The sequence below is a fragment of the Streptosporangium sp. 'caverna' genome (genome assembly GCF_003203775.1).
Classification (GTDB): domain Bacteria; phylum Actinomycetota; class Actinomycetes; order Streptosporangiales; family Streptosporangiaceae; genus Streptosporangium; species Streptosporangium subroseum.
This window is the reverse complement of sequence record NZ_CP029711.1, coordinates 6919804-6936734: the sequence shown is the minus strand read 5'-3', so window position 1 is coordinate 6936734 and position 16931 is coordinate 6919804. Positions and strand designations below refer to the sequence as shown.

General features: G+C 68.0%; 15 protein-coding genes and 3 tRNA genes. 8 read left to right on the top strand and 10 right to left on the bottom strand.

The annotated features are described in order from the left end of the window. The first annotated feature begins 12 nt into the window (after positions 1 to 12). The gene (locus tag DKM19_RS30305; protein WP_110700283.1) at positions 13 to 534 is read left to right on the top strand and encodes a hypothetical protein; all 522 of its coding nucleotides are present in this window, start codon (positions 13 to 15) and stop codon (positions 532 to 534) included. Positions 535 to 550: 16 nt separating this feature from the next. Here the strand turns inward: DKM19_RS30305 and DKM19_RS30300 are convergent, their stop codons facing one another. Then, positions 551 to 1543 (bottom strand): aminoglycoside phosphotransferase family protein, encoded by a 993-nt coding sequence (locus DKM19_RS30300; protein ID WP_110700281.1) that lies wholly within the window; start codon positions 1541 to 1543, stop codon positions 551 to 553. Between the two features lie 570 nt (positions 1544 to 2113). On the opposite strand from DKM19_RS30300, the gene DKM19_RS49895 reads away from it, so the two are divergent. Next, on the top strand, positions 2114 to 2452 hold the full coding sequence (locus tag DKM19_RS49895) for a hypothetical protein (RefSeq protein ID WP_162641884.1): 339 nt from the start codon (positions 2114 to 2116) through the stop codon (positions 2450 to 2452). A 190-nt stretch (positions 2453 to 2642) separates the two neighbouring features. Here DKM19_RS49895 and DKM19_RS30295 read toward each other — a convergent pair whose 3' ends face one another. Next, the gene (locus DKM19_RS30295; RefSeq protein WP_110700279.1) at positions 2643 to 3491 is read right to left on the bottom strand and encodes a polysaccharide deacetylase family protein; all 849 of its coding nucleotides are present in this window, start codon (positions 3489 to 3491) and stop codon (positions 2643 to 2645) included. Further along, positions 3488 to 4849 carry a YncE family protein gene (locus DKM19_RS30290; RefSeq protein WP_239513662.1) on the bottom strand — a complete coding sequence of 454 codons (1362 nt, stop codon included), beginning with the start codon at positions 4847 to 4849 and terminating at the stop codon, positions 3488 to 3490. The genes DKM19_RS30295 and DKM19_RS30290 overlap by 4 nt, the downstream gene beginning before the upstream one ends. Positions 4850 to 5311: 462 nt before the next feature. On the opposite strand from DKM19_RS30290, the gene DKM19_RS30285 reads away from it, so the two are divergent. After that, on the top strand, positions 5312 to 5752 hold the full coding sequence (locus DKM19_RS30285; RefSeq protein WP_162641883.1) for a hypothetical protein: 441 nt from the start codon (positions 5312 to 5314) through the stop codon (positions 5750 to 5752). Between the two features lie 152 nt (positions 5753 to 5904). Here the strand turns inward: DKM19_RS30285 and DKM19_RS30280 are convergent, their stop codons facing one another. Then, entirely contained in the window at positions 5905 to 6456 is a 552-nt protein-coding gene (locus DKM19_RS30280; protein ID WP_110700275.1) for an RNA 2'-phosphotransferase, read from the bottom strand. Positions 6457 to 6770: 314 nt separating this feature from the next. Here DKM19_RS30280 and DKM19_RS30275 point away from each other — a divergent pair, with 314 nt between their 5' ends. Beyond that, positions 6771 to 7400 carry a GNAT family N-acetyltransferase gene (locus tag DKM19_RS30275; protein ID WP_110700273.1) on the top strand — a complete coding sequence of 210 codons (630 nt, stop codon included), beginning with the start codon at positions 6771 to 6773 and terminating at the stop codon, positions 7398 to 7400. 522 nt (positions 7401 to 7922) lie between these two features. Here the strand turns inward: DKM19_RS30275 and DKM19_RS30270 are convergent. From DKM19_RS30270 to DKM19_RS30245, 6 genes are all read right to left on the bottom strand, one after another. Continuing rightward, positions 7923 to 8519, bottom strand: a complete 597-nt coding sequence (locus DKM19_RS30270; protein ID WP_110700271.1) for a hypothetical protein — start codon at positions 8517 to 8519, stop codon at positions 7923 to 7925. Positions 8520 to 8739: 220 nt separating this feature from the next. Then, positions 8740 to 9711, bottom strand: a complete 972-nt coding sequence (locus DKM19_RS30265; RefSeq protein WP_110700269.1) for an NAD(P)-dependent oxidoreductase — start codon at positions 9709 to 9711, stop codon at positions 8740 to 8742. Positions 9712 to 10347: 636 nt separating this feature from the next. Next, a tRNA-Val gene (locus DKM19_RS30260) sits at positions 10348 to 10422 on the bottom strand. A gap of 14 nt (positions 10423 to 10436) precedes the next feature. Continuing rightward, positions 10437 to 10507, bottom strand: a tRNA-Cys gene (locus DKM19_RS30255). Positions 10508 to 10532: 25 nt separating this feature from the next. Continuing rightward, a tRNA-Gly gene (locus DKM19_RS30250) sits at positions 10533 to 10604 on the bottom strand. A 76-nt stretch (positions 10605 to 10680) separates the two neighbouring features. After that, the gene (locus DKM19_RS30245) at positions 10681 to 11343 is read right to left on the bottom strand and encodes an amino acid-binding protein (protein ID WP_110700267.1); all 663 of its coding nucleotides are present in this window, start codon (positions 11341 to 11343) and stop codon (positions 10681 to 10683) included. A 90-nt stretch (positions 11344 to 11433) separates the two neighbouring features. Between DKM19_RS30245 and dusB the strand changes: the two genes are divergently transcribed. The 4 genes from dusB to DKM19_RS30225 all read left to right on the top strand — a co-directional run bounded on the left by dusB (position 11434) and on the right by DKM19_RS30225 (position 16848). Beyond that, a complete protein-coding gene (dusB, locus tag DKM19_RS30240) occupies positions 11434 to 12555 on the top strand; it encodes a tRNA dihydrouridine synthase DusB (RefSeq protein ID WP_110700265.1) in 1122 nt (373 codons plus the stop codon). Between the two features lie 230 nt (positions 12556 to 12785). After that, positions 12786 to 14723, top strand: a complete 1938-nt coding sequence (locus DKM19_RS30235) for a TRAP transporter fused permease subunit (protein WP_204358310.1) — start codon at positions 12786 to 12788, stop codon at positions 14721 to 14723. A 30-nt stretch (positions 14724 to 14753) separates the two neighbouring features. Beyond that, the gene (locus tag DKM19_RS30230) at positions 14754 to 15722 is read left to right on the top strand and encodes a TAXI family TRAP transporter solute-binding subunit (protein WP_110700263.1); all 969 of its coding nucleotides are present in this window, start codon (positions 14754 to 14756) and stop codon (positions 15720 to 15722) included. Positions 15723 to 15990: 268 nt separating this feature from the next. Then, on the top strand, positions 15991 to 16848 hold the full coding sequence (locus DKM19_RS30225) for an SAM-dependent methyltransferase (RefSeq protein ID WP_239513661.1): 858 nt from the start codon (positions 15991 to 15993) through the stop codon (positions 16846 to 16848). Positions 16849 to 16931: the final 83 nt, after the last annotated feature.

The window sequence follows — 16931 nt, the reverse complement described above, 5'->3', positions numbered from 1 at the left end:
GATGATGGAACGATGATTCGCAGAAGGAGGCCGGGGCTGAGATACGCGGCCGTCGCGTCGATCGCTCTGGTCTTCTTCGGCACGGGGTGCACACCCGAGCCGAAAGGCGTCCTCGCCGTCGAACGGGTCGAGGACGGTGGCCTCAGGCTGCTGTCGGCCGACTGCCCCGGCTATGTCACGCGAGACTTCTCCGTCGTCGCCGACACCGACGACGACGGCGAGCCGGTCGGCTGGAGCGTGCACAACGACGGCTGGACAGGTTCGGTGCAGGACGTCCGGGTCTTCCAGGACCCGCCCGAGGGCTGGCGGTCCACGGGCGACCAGCTCACCGCCTTGCAGAAGGGCGTCCCGTACGTCGCGAACGTCAGCGGCAGCATGGGCAACAGGGGCCTGAAGGGACGGGTGCCGTTCACGGTCGAGGACCTGGAGGGTCTCAAGAGCGGGGAAGTGCTGACCTGGGCCGGAGGGGACAAGAACACAAAAACGGGCCGGGACGACTTCCTGCACGGCGACCCGGCCCGTTGCAAGCCCTGACCGGTGTGGCGGCCCGTTACGGGATCTCCTGCCGGCCGCTCAAGTGGTCACTTCCGGCGGCCGGCAGGTGCTGTTCGCCTTCGTACTCTGCCGTCCGCAAGTAGTGGTCGGCGGGATGGCTCCCCGCTGAGTACTCGGCGAAGATCTCGGTCAGGGCGCGCCGTGCGTTCAGCGCCGGCTCGTCGGTATCGCCCAGGGTGTGAGAGCAGGTGGCCATCGTCTTCCAGAGAGCCCAGCCACGCCCGCGCGCCCACCTTGCATCGTCAACGGACAGTCGCTCGCGGAACGCCTGACGGCCGTCAGCGGTCAGCAACGTCCATGCAACTGCCAGGTCGCAGGCCGGGTCGCCGACGCCGCACGTGCCGAAGTCGATGACCGCCGCCAATCGCCCGTCCTTGAGCAGGAGATTGCCCTGGGCAAGGTCACCGTGGAACCAACTGTCCACACCGTCCCAGCGCGCGTCCAGTGCGGTCTTCCAGATCTCGCGCACCAGGCTGACGTCGACGCGGCCGTCCAGTTTCTCCAGCGCGCTCTCGAGCTGCCCCTCATAGGTGCGCAGTGTGGCGCCCCGGAACCAGTTGTGCTTTCCCGGCCGGGGGCCGTCAGCGGTGTCGATGCTCTGCAAGGCCGTGACGAAGCCGGCCAGGTCGACCGCGAATCGGACCGGATCGGCGATCCGGTCGGCGCTCGCGGGCTCGCCGTCAAGCCACCGGTAGATCGACCACGAGAAGGGGTAGCCCGCACCTGGCTCGCCCTTCGCCAGCGGGACAGGAATGGGCAGCGGAAGCCGGGAGGCGAGCGGCGGAAGCCACCGGTGTTCCTTTTCAACCGCCAAGGCGTACTCGGATGCACTGGGCAAACGCACCAGCATTCCGTCGCCTAGGTGGAAGGTCCGGTTATCCCAGCCACCGTTGGCCACGGGCTCAATCGGGAGGTCCGCCCACTGAGGAAACTGTTCGGCGATGAGCCGATGGACCTGCTCCGCGTCGACCGTGAGGCGCTGGGGCATCGGACCAAGATCAGGTATATCGCTCAACGAGACTTCCCTATCCGGCAGTGGACGTGAATGCGCGACCAGGACGCTGCTTGCCGCTCGAGTACACCCCATCGTGTCCCCATGATCAACTTAGGCCGAGTGGCCTCGGGGCGTTCGTCGCAGGGCGGGTTCACCGGCGGCGTTACTCTCATCGATCTTGCCTAACCGGTGCTGTAGGCACACCGCTGTCTCGCTCGCCGTCGATACCGAACATGACACCGGCCAGAGTGCGTCCATCCGGGCTGAACGCCAACGCCATCCGACCGATGGGGTCGGCGAGCGGGGCGCCGGACTGCTCGCGGGTAGCCGCATCCCACAACCACTTCACTCCGATAGGCCCCGCATCAGTGCCGTCGCTGACGTTGGCGCCGGCCAGGGTGCGGCCGGCTCGGTCGCCGACGTCACACCCCAGGAAAGGACGTTTGTGTGTCATAGTGCGCACTAGGGCTTATATGTGACTTTGTACGCAGAAAAGAACATTTCACCCATCTAGCTTGAGGGTGCGCGTTGAGAACAGCGCGCACCACTCAAGGGGGAAATGACATGAAGATCACACGAAGCCTGGCGACGGCGGCCGCGACTCTGGCGATCGCCGGTGGCATCATCGCCTCCACCGGCGGAGCCGCCTCGGCCGCCACCGCGAGCACCGCGGCCGTCTCGGCCGCCACGGTCAGCGCGAGTCAGACCGTGGCCGTGAGCACATCCAACCGCGGCGAGCGCTACCGCTTCGACGGGCACCGTTTCTACCGGTGGTTCAACGGTGGCTGGAGGGCCGTGTCCTTCGATTACGCCCGCTCCCACCACTACGACCGCAACCACCGCGACCGCGACTACGACCGCGACCACAACCGCCGCGACCACAACCGCGGCGACCGGCACTAGGACCGAAGGGCGGCCCGGTAGCACCGCCGGGCGGCATCGGTGCCGAGCCGTACGCGACTGACCCGCATCCGCTGTTTCACGCCATGACTCTCGCACCGTCGATATCCGTGGTCTGTTCAGGCAGGGTATCCAGCTGATCGCAGGGCACGCACCCTCATTTCTCCTGCCGGGCAGCTCGCCGCCGCGTCCGTCAGCGGGCCAGTAGTTCGGTGACCGTGACAGCGCGCAGCCTGCGGCGCCGCAGGCCGTCCAGGATCTCCGGTAGCGCCTTGGCGGTGCCGGGATGACCCAGATGCAGGCTCACGATGGAGCCTGGCCGCACATCGTCGAGAACGGTGGACACGACCGCGGCGGGTCCCGGGTCGGTGTGGTCGCGGGAGTCGAGATCGTAGGACAGGCAGGTGCGGTAGCCGACGCGGGCCGAGAGCCTGCGGACCAGTGGGGTCGCCTGCCGGGTCGCGGACGGCCGGAACCAGGACCCGATCGAGCCGGTGAGCTCGCGCAGCAGGGTCGCGCATCCGGCGATCTCCGCGTGAGCGGCCCGTTCGTCCATGCCGCAGATGTCCAGGTGGTTCTGGGTGTGGTTGCCAAGGTCGTGGCCGCCGCTCAGAACGCGGCGGGCCATACCGGGATACCGCTCAAGCCAGCTGCCGACCGCCAGGACCGTGAGGCGCGCGCCGGACCGCTCGGCCGTGGCCAGCACGTCCTCCGCCAGCCGTACCGGCCCTGCGCCGTGGAAGGTCAGCGCCACCTGCGGCCGGTCACGGGGGCCGTGCCGAACCTCGGCGGGCAGCCGCACGGGTGGGGCCGCGTTTCCCGGGGGAGAGGGCGTGACGGTCCCGGGACGTGTCGGCGCCGACGTCCGGGCGGCCGGCTCCGGGGCTGCCCCTCCGGGCTCTCCGGAGCAACCGATCACGGTTCCCAGAGTGGCGGCGGCTCCCAGGCGCAGAACGGGGCGCCGCCCGATGGCGGCGGCCGTACCCGCGTCATCCGGGGCGGAGGGGGAGCCGGTCCCCGGCGGGCCGTCGCCGTACTTCAACGGAAGACTCCCGTGTGGCCGAGCGAGTAGCGTCCGGGCTGGGGGTAGATGGCCAGGCCGTGCGGGCCGGCGCCGACGTTGATCGTGCGGATGAGGCGGCCGGTGCCGGTGTCGAACACGTAGACGACCCCGTTGTAGCGTCCGGACAGCCACAGGCTGCGGCCGTCGGCTGACACGCCGCCCATGTCCGGCGAACCGCCGCCGGGGATGGGCCAGGTGGCGATCGGGCGGCCCAGGGCGAAGGAGATGACGGAGACCGATCCGGCGCCCCGGTTGGAGACGTACAGCACCTTCGAGTCCCGGCTGACGTAGAGCCCGTGAGCGCCCGCGCCGGTCGGGATGAAACCCGTGACACGGAACTTCCCGGCGTCGACGACCCACACGCCGTTCTTGGCCATGTCGGCGACGTAGAAGGTGGTGCCGTCCGGGGAGAGTTTGACGTCCTGCGGCATGTTGGGGTACGGCATGCGGCCATGCATGGAGTCGTGATCCATGCTGTCATGCCCCATGGAGTCGTGCTCCAGGCGGCCGTGCCGCATGAGGTCGTGCTCCATGCTGTCGTGCCCCATGCCGGACGGCATGCTCCTGTCCTTCGGCATCGCGCGCCGGAGGCCCTTGCGCCGCGTGACGCCGTCCGCCAGGTCGATGACGGCGCGGACCTTACGGTCGGCTATGTCGATGACCACCAGCTGGCCGGAGAACTCGCAGCTGGCGAGCATGAGGGTCTCGTCGGCGGTGAAGTCCGCGTGGTTGATTCCCCTGCAGGGCATGGGCAGCGAGTACCGGCGCTGCATGGTGCGCGGGTTGAGGAAGTCGAGCCGGTTCTCCCGCTCGGCCATCACCAGGGCGGAGCGGCCGTCCGGGCTGAAATACAGGTTGTAGGGGTCGTCGACGGACACCGGCTTGCCCTCCTTGCCGGTCATCGGGTCGATCGGTGTCAGGGAGTTGCCGTCGTTGTTGTTGACCCAGAGCGTCTTCAGATCCCACGAGGGGACGACGTGCTGCGGTCGCCGGCCCACAGGGAAGGTGCGGACCACCTGGTAGGTGTGCGGGTCGATCACACTGACGGTGTTGCTCTCGCTGTTGGGCACGTAGACCCGCTCGGGGAACCCCGCCACGACGGGGCTGAGCATGCCGGGCCGGTCGTGCGCGTAGACGTCCACCGGCGCGGCCGATCCGGTCGGGGTGCTCGATCCACCACGGGGGGCGGGGGTGGTCGCGGCGATCCCGATGGGCGGAGACGGACTCGGCGCCGACACCGGTTTCCCGCCTTCGCAGGCGGACAGCACGCACGCCATCAATCCGATCAGGGGGACGATCACGCCGCGCCGTCGCCGCTCACTTCTCAGCCGCCGCACGACCCACTCCTTCGATCCGACGCCGGCTCTCTGCCGGCCATGGAAACGTTAGGAGCAGGCAGGTCGGCAAACGTTCAACCTGGGGTTAGCGGCGTGCGAGGTCGCCCGCGGGCCCCTACGCGATCCGTGACCGAAAAGGGGTGGCGGAGACTCCGAGGGCATATGGTCACCTCGCGGCAGCGCGCCGGTGTTCGGCGGATGGCCGGACCTGGCGTCGTACGGTCGCCTCGCGGCAGCGCACCGCCTCCGGAGGATTCGGCCAGGCGCTGATTCCTTGTGCTCAAGTGCTCACCTGAGCATGTCCTCACCGGATAGCGTTGGCCGCGGAGGTGCCGGGGGGCACCTTGACGGAGATGTCCATGGTTTCCTGTGCGGCGGTAACCGTGGCCATCTTCACTCTTCTGGATCATCGTGCGACAGTCGGAAGCACGAACCCCCGTCGCAGATCCAGAGGAGACCGCCGTGTCGTCTGACAGTTCGGTGGAAGTGTTCCGCTCCACCGAGGCCGGCCTGATCAAGCGGGTCGAGATTCGCATCGTCGGCGGCAACATCAGGATCAACGCCGTCAAGACCGAGACGGTGACGGTCAGGGCGCTCGGCGACACGGCGACGCTGGGCGCGGAGGCCTCCGTCAAGGGCGACGTCCTGCACATCGGCTCGTCGTCCGCGCTGCGCTACTTCCGCCAGAAGGGCCGCATCGATCTGGTCCTCGACGTGCCGGAGGACACGGCCGTCTTCATCAAGGTCTTCGGCGCCGACATCGTCGTCAACGGCGGCACCGGCCCGCTTGAGGTGCGCGGGTTCTCCGGCGCGATCGAGGGCACGACCTACTCCAAGGACGTCAAAATCCACTTCACCGTCGGTGGCAACGACCTCGTCCAGGCGGCCGCAGACGGTGGTTGACCTGCCCCGGCTTTCCCGGAGCACATCGGAGTCTCCGCCAAGTCCGGTGCGCTCCTCTGCGAAGAGGCTGCCGATCAGCCCTGACTCTCCATGAAGAGGTGGCCGATCAGCTCTGACGCCGTAACGGTTCTCTTCTCCTCGGAAGCGATGGATCAGCCGGGGAAGCGGATGAACGCGGGCGGGATCCGCTCGGCCAGCCAGACGCCGTTGGCGCTGAGGCGGAACGCGTGCCCGGCCTCGTGCATCGCCCCGGCGTCGACCGCCAGGACGACCGGCGCGCCACGACGGGCGCCGACCCGGGTCGCGGTCTCCCGGTCCGGCGACAGGTGGACGTGATGGCGGGTCATCGGCCGTAGCCCCTCCGCCCGGATCGCGGCCAGGTTGCGGGCCACGGTTCCGTGAAAGAGGAACGGCGGTGGTTCGACGGTCGGCAGCTCCAGGTCCACGGGCACCGAGTGACCCTGGTTGGCCCGGATCCTTCCGTCCTCGATCAGGTAGCGCTGCTTGTCGTTGCCGGCCACGACCCGTTCCAGCTCGGTCCGGGAGATCGTGAACCCGTGCTCGGCCGCCGCGGCGAGCAGTGTCTCCACCTCGACCCAGCCGTGGGCGTCGAGGGTGATCCCGATCCGCCCGGGTTCGTGGCGCAGGTGCTTGGCCAGGAACTTGGAGATTCGCAGCACGCGCCGCTCGTCCGGCTCTCCCATTTTCTCTCCCTGCCCCTGAAAACCCGCTCAGAAAGTACAGAACGTAGGCCGGAAAAACGCTCTGGCTCGAGCAAACGTATGGCGAGAGATGCGGTTTTGTCCCGGCGGAGGCAGAAGTGCCTGGTGGGCAGATTTTGAGGGGTGCCGAGATCGGCGCGCTTCACGATCACCTGATCCCGACCCCCTCCCGGGCTGATCATGACCGTTCCCGGCCTGGGGAGCTTCACAGCCGGTCACGAGACGGGGGTCCACCAGGATCGGTCAGGGATTAATCCGGATGCCGTACGGCGGGCGCACGGGGATAATCACGGGGTATGCGCCACTGGCCTCTCTTCGATCTTCGCCTCACCACTCCCCGCCTGGAGCTGCGGTTGCCCTCTCTGGCAGACCTGGACGAACTCGCCGCCCGGGCACTGGAAGGGGTGCATGAGCCCGGCTTCATGCCGTTCCTCCAGCCGTGGACCGAGGCGCCCGCCGATCAGTTGCCGCGCAACACGATCCAATACCATCTCGGGGTGCTTGCCGCGTGGCAGCCCGAGGAATGGCGGGCCAACTTCGTCGTCGTGCACGACGGCCAGGTCATCGGCTCCCAAGGCATCGCCGCGACGGACTTCGCGACCAGCCGGGAGGTCTCCACCGGCTCCTGGCTGGGGCGTGCCTGGCACGGCAAGGGCCTGGGCACCGAAATGCGCGCCGCCGTCCTGAGTTTCGCCTTTGACGGGCTGGGCGCGGAGACGGCCACCTCGTCGGCGTTTGTGGACAACCCGGCGTCATTGGCGGTCTCCCGCAAGCTCGGCTACCAACCGGACGGCATCACCACCCGGGTGGTTCAGGGCAGGCGCCGCGTCGACCAGCGGCTCCGCGTGAATCGCCACGACTTCGTCCGCCCGGTCCCCGTCGAGCTTCACGGCCTGGACGCCTGCCTGCCCGACTTCGGCCTGTGAAGCGACCTTCATGGCGGCTGCCCGTTCCACATGCTGGGAGAGGGCGCATCGGCCGTGAGCTGGGGCTCTGACTCTTGTTTGACCAGGTCTGCCATGAAACCTGGTGGACGATGCAGGGATTGAACCTGTGACCTCTTCCGCATCAGGGAAATCTCGCGGGTAGATCTAGGTCGCGCTGAGTCGTTTCGTGAGCCTCTCACCTGTATCAACGCCCTGAGGGGGTCACGGTGGGTCTGGGGGAGTCAGAAGGCATTGGCTCTTCAGATTGGCTCCCCCAAGGCAGGGGAGGCGGCCACATGACCAACAACATCAACTACCCCGGACCGCCGAAGGAACCGGTATCCCGAAGCCGCTCCTGCTCTGGTGCGGTATCCACTGCCCGGTACCGATCTGATGGATCGAAGCACGTGAAACAGTCGCGATTCGGGGTGTTCCGGGGCGTCGGATTGGGCCGGGCCTGGGCGCCCTGCCGGGGTTGCTCGTGGTGGGTTCCCCAGCCCGTACGGGGGGCGTCCGTTCGGCTCAGGTACGGGGACGAGAGCGGAGATAGCCGGGCAGGTGGCTGTCGCAGCAGGCCCACTTGGTGCCGGACTTGTCGGTGACGGCATACTTGGGCTCGTCGGTGCAGGGGTTGTTCTTGCTGCCTCCCCAGGTGCATCGCCCTCGGCTGTCGTCGCCGGAGAAGAGATCGGGGTCGTGATCCTTGATCTCGGCCGCAGCGGGGCGCCGACCGGTGAGGTCTCCGACGGCGAGGATCTCCTTGGCGCCGAAGGCGCGGCTGACGCCGGAGGGGGTGAGGCCGGCGGCCCGGCCGAGGGTTTCCAGGGTGTGGGGGCGCGGGGTGACGTAGACCCGGCCGTAGGCCAGGAGCAGCCGGATCTGTTCATCGGCGGCCTTCTTGATCGTGACGAGGTCCTCAAGAGCGGCGAGGAGCGGATCGTGGTCCGGGCCCTGCTCTGCCGCCGCGGCTCCCAGTTTCAAGATGAAGGCGCTGCGGGCCTTCGAAGTGTCGGCGGACGCGGCAGCGCGCTCGGCCGGCGGGGTCTGGTCGTCCTCGGAGAAGTACGGCGCCGGGTAGCGGATGGCGACAAGGTCGTTCAGCAGGTCTCGCGAAGTCATATTTGAAGAATGCACAAAATTTTGAATGAGTACAAGAGATTTGCTGAAGGAAAATTCTGGCGTGCTGGAGGCAGCGGGGTGTTGGGTCGGGGCCCTGCCCGACCCAACACCCCGCGCTCTACTCGTCGACGGGGATGTGCAGGACGGCCTGTTCCTTGTCCTGCTGGGTCGGCAGGCTGTATCGCCGTTGGCGATTGATGCCCAGAGGTGTTCCGCCATCTCAGGCGATGAGCGGGCTGGCTACCTTCAGCTCGTCGTGGTCGATCAGCCAGCGGACGGACTCCAGGACGGCGGCCTGCGGTTGGTGGCTCGGTGCGTAGCCGAGGAGGGTCATAGCCTTCTCGATGGAGCAGAAATGACTGCGGTAGAGGTGCTCCCAGCTCGCCTGCGCGTGCTCCGGGGGTGTGTTGTGGCGGAACTCCTCCCAGGTCACCGGTTCCAGCGACGCGGTCTGCCCGAACCATGCGGCCGCCTGGTGCGCGAAGCCGCGAACGTTCAGCGCGGTGGGGGCGACGATGTTGAAGTCCTGGCCCGCCGCCGCGTCCCGGCGTTGGATGGCCCGTTCGAAGGCTTGGGCGACGTCGTCGGCGTGGACGTGGTGCATGAGTTCGGCGCCGACTCCCGGGATCCGCAGCGGCAGCCCGGCTGAAAGTGTGGCCCACACCGCAGGGTCGAGGTTGCCCAGCGGGCCGATCGGGTGCCAGCCGGGGCCGACGATGTGCCCCGGGTGCAGGGACGTGGTGACCAGTCCGCCGTCGGCGGCCTCGTTCTTCAGCATCCGTGCGATCCGGTCTTTCTGGATTCCGTACTCCCCGATAGGGGCGGTGCCCGTGGTCTCGGAGATCGGCAGCGCGTGGCTGGGGCCGTACCGCCAGATGGAACCGCAGTGCAGCAGGTGGCCGATCTCGCCCCGCAGGCGTTCGACGAGCGCGGTGGCCGATTCCAGGGTGAAGCAGACGAGGTCGACGACCACCTCGGGGTTCAGGCCGGCCACCGTGTCCCCGAAGGTGGCCTCGCGGTCCTGTTGTTCCCGGTCGACGACGACGTGGCGCACCTGCCACCATTCTGGAGCGTCGGTGTAGGCGGCCCGAAAGCCACGGCTGATACTGATGACCTCATGGCCGGCCCGTACCAGTCGGGGGACCAGATAGGTGCCGATGTGCCCGCTTCCACCGATGACAACAATTCGCATGCTTGTCCCAATCCGTAACTGATGCCCCGCGATGTCATATCCTCGCGCAGACAGACGTGACTGGCGCACTCAGAGCGAATTCAAGGAACTTGAGCCGCGCTCGGTATGCCGGGAGCACACACGGCAGATATTGAACCAGTGATGGCTACGGCCACCGATACCCACAGCACCGACAAGCTCCACTTTGAAATCACCAAGTCGGGCCTGCTTGAGGGGGCTCTGTGATCATTCGATGTGTGGTTGTCGTACCTTGCTTGGCTTTCCTTGTCATGTGGTCTCCAACCACCTTGGATGATCTATCCAACTCAAGAGGTGGTTGGTGCTGGTGCCCTTGGGGGTTGGTGTGGTGCTGAAGGTAGTGGGTGATGGCGGCCTTGCTGGGCCGCCCGTACCTTCCCTGGCGCCTTATTCAACAGGGTTGAGCAGAGTGGGTGAGTTGGGACTTCTCGGACTCATGTAAGCGGGATGCTGTGACAGGTGAGCATTGGCGGGGTCGGGCTTCGAGGGTCGGCACAACGTCAGCACCGGTGCTGACAAGTACCCCGACCAACTCGGAACAACAAGAAGCCCCAGACCCTCGGCGTGTGCCGCGAGCTGGGGCTTTGACTCTTGTTCGACCAGGTCTGCCATGAAGCGTGGTGGACGATACAGGGATTGAACCTGTGACCTCTTCCGTGTCAGGGAAGCGCTCTCCCGCTGAGCTAATCGTCCGCGTCGAAGACCAGAGGTGGAGACGGGATTTGAACCCGTGTACACGGCTTTGCAGGCCGTTGCCTCGCCTCTCGGCCACTCCACCGGAGTGAGAGCCCGAAGACCCTTCGAGCGGAAGACGGGATTCGAACCCGCGACCCTCACCTTGGCAAGGTGATGCTCTACCACTGAGCCACTTCCGCATGTTTCCGCCGGATGTTTCCCCTGCGGCAACGAGAGAACTCTAGCGGGTTTTCCGGGTGGTCGCGTAACCGTGCATCAGTCCGGCCGCTGCGACTGGCGGGCGACTCCGCGCTCCACCGCCGGGAGGGTGAGGAAGATCTCCAGGATGCGGGTGAGGCGGTGCACCTCGGTGCGGTGGAAGGCGGGGCCGTCGGCGCGGGCCAGCAGGAAGGTCAGGGCCAGCGGGGGCAGCGGGGCGGTGATCACGTGGAGGCCGGAGTGACGGCCGGAGTCGAGGGTGAAGGCCGCCGGGCGGGGAGGGGTGTCCTCGGGGAAGGGCACCTCGTCGGGGGCGCGCCAGCTGGAGTGGATGACCATCCGGGGCGCCTTCTCGGTGCCGGCCGCGGCCCAGTCGGCGCTGAACAGCACGGGCATGGAGTCGAGCAGGGTGGCCAGAGCGCGATCTCCGGCCGTGGTGATGTATTTGAGGATCTCCAGCTCCGGATAGGTGTCCGGGCCCTCGCGCGTGTTCCACACGCCCTCGACGATCACCCCTGACACGCTCTCCAGCGCCTGGACCAGAGTTTGCCTCGGAGCGGCGTCCGGCCAGTAGACGGTGATGTCGTCCAGCGCGCGGCCCTCGCCGCGGTCGAGCACGACGATCTGGGTGATGTCCGCTCCGGCGACGCCGAGCACGCGGGTGATCCTGCCCAAGGAGCCAGGCTGGTCGAGCAGTGTGATCCGCAGTCGCAGAAGCATCCGCGGCCCCCCTGTCACGTCTGGTTGCGCAAATACCACCATATCGAGGGGCGATTCGTCCTGCTCATCGCGGTGCGGTAGAAACAGCAGGTGGAGTCGTTGAAACTGGGATCGCTCGAGGTCTGGCCGCCCGTCGTGCTCGCGCCGATGGCGGGGATCACCAATGCGCCGTACCGTACCCTCTGCCGCGAGCAGGGCGGCGGGTTGTTCGTCTGCGAGATGATCACGACGCGGGCGCTGGTGGAGCGGAACGCCAAGACGTTCAAGATGATCCGGTTCGAGCCGAGCGAGAAACCCCGCAGCATCCAGCTCTACGGGATCGACCCGACGATCGTCGGCAAGGCCGTCCGCATGATCGCCGAAGAGGATCTGGCCGACCACGTCGACCTCAACTTCGGCTGCCCGGTGCCCAAGGTGACCCGGCGGGGCGGCGGATCCGCCCTGCCGTACAAGCGGAACCTGCTCCGGGCGATCCTGCGCGAGGCCGTGGGCAACGCGGGGACGCTGCCGGTGACCATGAAGATGCGCAAGGGCATCGACGACGACCACCTGACCTACCTGGACGCGGGACGGATCGCCGTGGAGGAGGGCGTCTCCGCGATCGCGCTGCACGGTCGCACCGCCATCCAGCACTACGGCGGGACCGCCGACTGGGAGGCCATCGCCCGGCTCAAGGAGGCGGTTCCCGAGATCCCGGTGCTCGGCAACGGCGACATCTGGAGCGCCGACGACGCGCGGCGGATGATGGACAGGACCGGGTGCGACGGGGTCGTCGTGGGCCGGGGCTGCCTGGGGCGTCCGTGGCTGTTCGCGGACCTGGCGGCCATGTGCGACGGGCGCGACGAGCGACTCCGCCCCGGGCTGGGCGAGGTCGCGGCGACCATGGACCGGCACGCGACGCTGATGGTCGAATGCTTCGACAGCGAGTGGCATGCGGTGGCCGATTTCCGCAAGCACGTCGGCTGGTATCTCAAGGGCTTCGTCGTCGGCTCCGACCTCCGCCGTCGCCTGGCCACCTCGGAGACCCTCGCCGGCCTGCGGGAGGGCCTCGCCGAGCTTGATCCCGACCAGCCGTGGCCCGAAGGCGTGGACGCGCCGCGCGGCAAGACCAATCCGCGCGACCGCGTTCACCTGCCCGCGGGCTGGCTGGACGACCCCTACGATCTCGCCGTCCCCGGCGCCGACGCGGAGCTCGAAACCTCGGGCGGCTGATCGCCTCAACCGATACCTCGGCTGATCACCCCGGCCGCTTCAGTCGATCATCCCGCCCCGTGGGCACCCGGCCGATCGTTACGGCCGCCACGGCCGGTCGTTCCGACATTCGGCATGAGTCGGCCGCCGGCGCCCGACGTGACGAGAATGTGATCCAGTTCTAACTGGATCACGTCAGACATCTGGGTACCCTGCGGTCAGGAGACGCGGCTCACAGGTGGAGACGGCGGTTGACGGGCACCACGGCGGCAGATGAGTTGATCGCGGAGTTCGACGCGGAACGGCCCTCCCGGCGGCTCTCCGGCCGCGTGGCGCAGATCGTCACCGTGATCGCCTTCGGCCTGTCGCTCTACGTCCTGTACTGGACGTTCTGGCCCGGTCCCGTGGTCCCGTACCGGATGCTCTTCCTCGCGATCGTGCTGCCGCTCACCTTCGTCTGCTACAAGCAGGGGAGGCGGAGCACCGACCGTCCGGGCATCGCCGACTGGGTGCCGGCCGGACTGTCGTTCGTGGCCTGCCTCTATCCGCTGGTCGTCTTCGACGAGTTCATCCGGCGCGCGTTCGAGCCGACGACCCTCGACGTGGTGGCCGGGGCGACCATCGTGCTGCTGGTGCTGGAGGCCTGCCGCCGGACCGTCGGCTGGATCCTACCCGCGGTCTGCGTCGGGTTCTTCCTCTACGCCTACTACGGCGGCTACCTGCCCTTCGACTGGGTCATCGGGCACCGCGGCTACGGCATCGACCGGATCATCGTCTCGTTCGTGATGGGCACCGACGGCGTGTACGGCGTGCCGCTCGACGTGGCGGCCACCTACATCATCCTGTTCACCATCTACGGCGCGGTCCTCGACCACTCGGGGGCGGGGAAGTTCTTCGTGGACATCTCCCTGGCCGCCTTCCGCCGCTCGCGTTCGGCGCCCGGCCGTACGGTGACCCTCGCCGGTTTCCTGCTCGGCACGGTCAGCGGCTCGGGCGTCGCGACGACGGTGAGCGTGGGCAGCGTCGCCTGGCCGATCCTGCGCAGGGCCGGCTACCCGCCCGAGCAGGGCGGGGGAGTGCTCGCGGCCGCGGGCATCGGCGCGATCCTCTCTCCTCCCACGCTGGGCGCGGCGGCGTTCATCATCGCCGAGTACATGCGGGTCAGCTACCTCACCGTGCTGATCTACGCCATGATCCCCACGATCCTGTACTACCTGGGCATCTTCCTGGCCATCGAGATCGACGCCCGCAAGTACGGCACGCGGGCGGTCGAGGTGGACGCGCCGAGGTTCTGGCCGCTGCTGCGCCGGTTCGGATACCACTTCAGCTCGCTGTTCGTGATCGTCATCCTGATGGCCCTGGGCCAGTCGCCGTTCCGGGCGGTGGTGTACGCCACGGTGCTGGCCTTCGCGCTCTCCTTCCTCGACGCCGAGCACCGCCTCGGACCCGTGAAGGCGGCGAAGGCCCTCGCCGCGGGCACGATGGGAGTGCTGCCCGTCGCGGCCACCTGCGCCGCCGCCGGCCTGATCGTCGCCGTCGTCACGCTCACCGGGCTGGGCCTCAAGGCGAGTTCGCTGATCGTCGGAGCCTCGGGCGGGATCCTCGTCGTCACCGCGCTGATGTGCGCGCTGGCGGTGCTCGTGCTCGGCCTCGCCGTACCGGTGACCGCGTCGTTTGTCATCGCGGCGGTCATCATCGGGCCGGCGCTGATGGGGCTCGGGGTCAGCCAGGCCGAGGCCTACATGTTCATCTTCTACTACGCCGTGCTGTCGGAGGTCAGCCCGCCCACGGCGCTCTCGGCCTTCGCGGCCTCGGCCATCACCGGCGGCAACGCCTACCGGACCATGATGGCCACCTGGAAATACACGCTGCCGGCCTTCCTGGTCCCCTTCGCCTTCGTGCTGACTCCCGGCGGGTCGGCGCTGCTGGCCCAGGGGACGGCGGGGGAGATCCTGGCGGCCACCGCGGTCTCGGCGGTCGCGGTGGCGGCGCTGGCCGCCACCACCGGCGGCTGGCTGCTCGGCCCGGCGAGACTCTTCGAGCGGGTCCTCTGCGGGGTGGCCGCGATCCTGCTGCTGTTCCTCTCGCCCCTTCCGGCGCTCGCCGGGGCGGTCGTCCTGATCCTCGCCATCGCCCTGCACCTGGTCATGAGAAAACGAGAGGCAACGCCGTCAACGACTCCCTCCTGAAGGAGGGGGCTTCCACGCTGGAGGAAATCAATGACCGTCAAACGCGTGGCCGTCCTGCTGGCCGCCGGGGCGCTGTTCCTCGGTGGCTGCGGCGGTGACCGATCGGCCGAGCAGAGCGCGGGCCAGACCGCCGCGGGTAAGCGGCTGTCCATCGCCACCGGCAACACCACCGGCGTCTACTACGTCCTCGGTGGAGGGCTGGCCGACCAGATCGGCAAGAACATCCCCGGCTACCAGGCGACGGCCGAGGCGACCGGCGCCTCCGTGGAGAACATCCAGCGGGTCGTCAGGGGCGACTCCGACATCGCCTTCACCCTCGCCGACTCCGCCGCCGACGCCATCGCCGGCAAGGGCTCCTTCACCTCTCCCCAGCCGATCCGCGCCATCGCCCGCCTGTACGACAACTACACCCAGGTGGCCGCCACCACCGAGTCGGGGGTGAAGTCCATCGCCGACCTCAAGGGCAAGCGGGTCTCCACCGGCTCCCCGAACTCCGGCACCGAGGTCATCGCGCTGCGCCTGCTGAAGGCGGCGGGCCTCGACCCGGACAAGGACGTCACCCGCCAGTCGCTGGGCCTGCCCGAGAGCGTGCAGGGCATCAAGGACGGCAACCTCGACGCCCTGGTCTGGTCGGGGGGCCTGCCGACCCCGGGTATCACCGATCTGGTGACCTCGTTGGGGGACAAGGTCTCCTTCGTCCCGCTGGACGCCGTGCTGCCCGCGATGCGACGTGAGCACGGCCCGGTATACGCCACGGGAACGATCGCCAAGGACATCTACAAGACCCCCGCCGACGTGTCCACGATCGCGGTGCCCAACCTGCTCGTGGTGAACGAGAAGATGGATCCCGCCCTCGCGGAGAGCCTGGCCAAGCTGCTCTTCGACCACAAGGCCGACCTGGAGAAGGTCCACCCGTCCGCCAAGGAGATCACCCGCGACAACGCCTCCAGGACCGACCCGGTGCCCCTGCACGACGGTGCGAAGAAATACTACGGCTGACCGCCGCTCCCCCGAGGCCGACCGTTCCCGGCCCCGTGACGGGGCGTCACCGTGGCACGACGAGGCCGGTACGGCACGACCGCCCGCGCGAAGGGCGTGATGGTCCACCACGCCGGGCAGCATCGATTTGGGCTGCTCGGCCGAAGGGTCGATGGCGGCCGTCAACGCCATGTTCGATCTGTCGCTGTGCGTATCTTACGCAAGATCTTTTTGCCTGTTACCCTGCTGCCGAGGGATTGAATCGGGCGGACACCGGACAGGATGGGTGATGGCGATGGCGGATGACGCATCGACGTCCAAGCTTTCCATGGGCCAGGACAACGCCGACCGATGGACACCGCTGGGCATCGACACCACGAAGCCGCATTCGGCACGCATGTATGACTGGTGGCTGGGTGGCAAGGACAACTTCGCTCCCGACCGGGCGATGGGCGAGGCCTTCATGCAGGTCATTCCCAACATCCGCACCATGGCTCGGGAGAACCGGCGCTTCCTGGGCAGGGCGGTGCGTTACCTGGCCGGTGAGGCGGGCATCGATCAGTTCCTCGACATCGGCACCGGCATCCCCACCGAGGGCAACGTGCACGAGATCGCCCATAAGGCCAAGCCCGAGGCGCACGTGCTCTACGTCGACAACGACCCGATCGTGCTCGCGCACGCCAGGGCGCTGCTGGTCAGCCACGGTCCCGGGCAGACCGCCTACGTTCACGCCGACCTGCGCGATCCGCGCGCCATCCTCGCCGATCCGGCGCTGAGCGCCACCTTGGATCTGAAGCGTCCGGTGGCGTTGATGATGGTGGCTATCCTGATGCTGCTCGACGACGACGAGGACCCGTGGGGCAAGGCGCGGGTGTTGATGGACGCCATGCCCTCCGGCAGTTACCTGACCATCACTCACCCCGGGATGGATTTCGACCCCGAGGCCATGGCCGCTACCGCGGCCGCCGCGAAGCAGGGCAACCTGACCTTGGTGCCGCGTGTGCGTGAGCAGGTGGAGCGGTTCTTCGCGGGTTGGGAGCTCATCGAGCCGGGCGTGGTGCCGGTGATGGACTGGCGCCCCGATGACGAGAACCCGCGGGGCGATGTGGGCGCCTACTACTGGGGAGGGATTGCGCGCAAGCCGTAGCAGCCGCGCACCTGTCCCGCGCTCACGGACTCCATCCCCAAGGCGATCGCCGCCCCGCAGCCGGGCGGAGCCCGTTTCGCGGG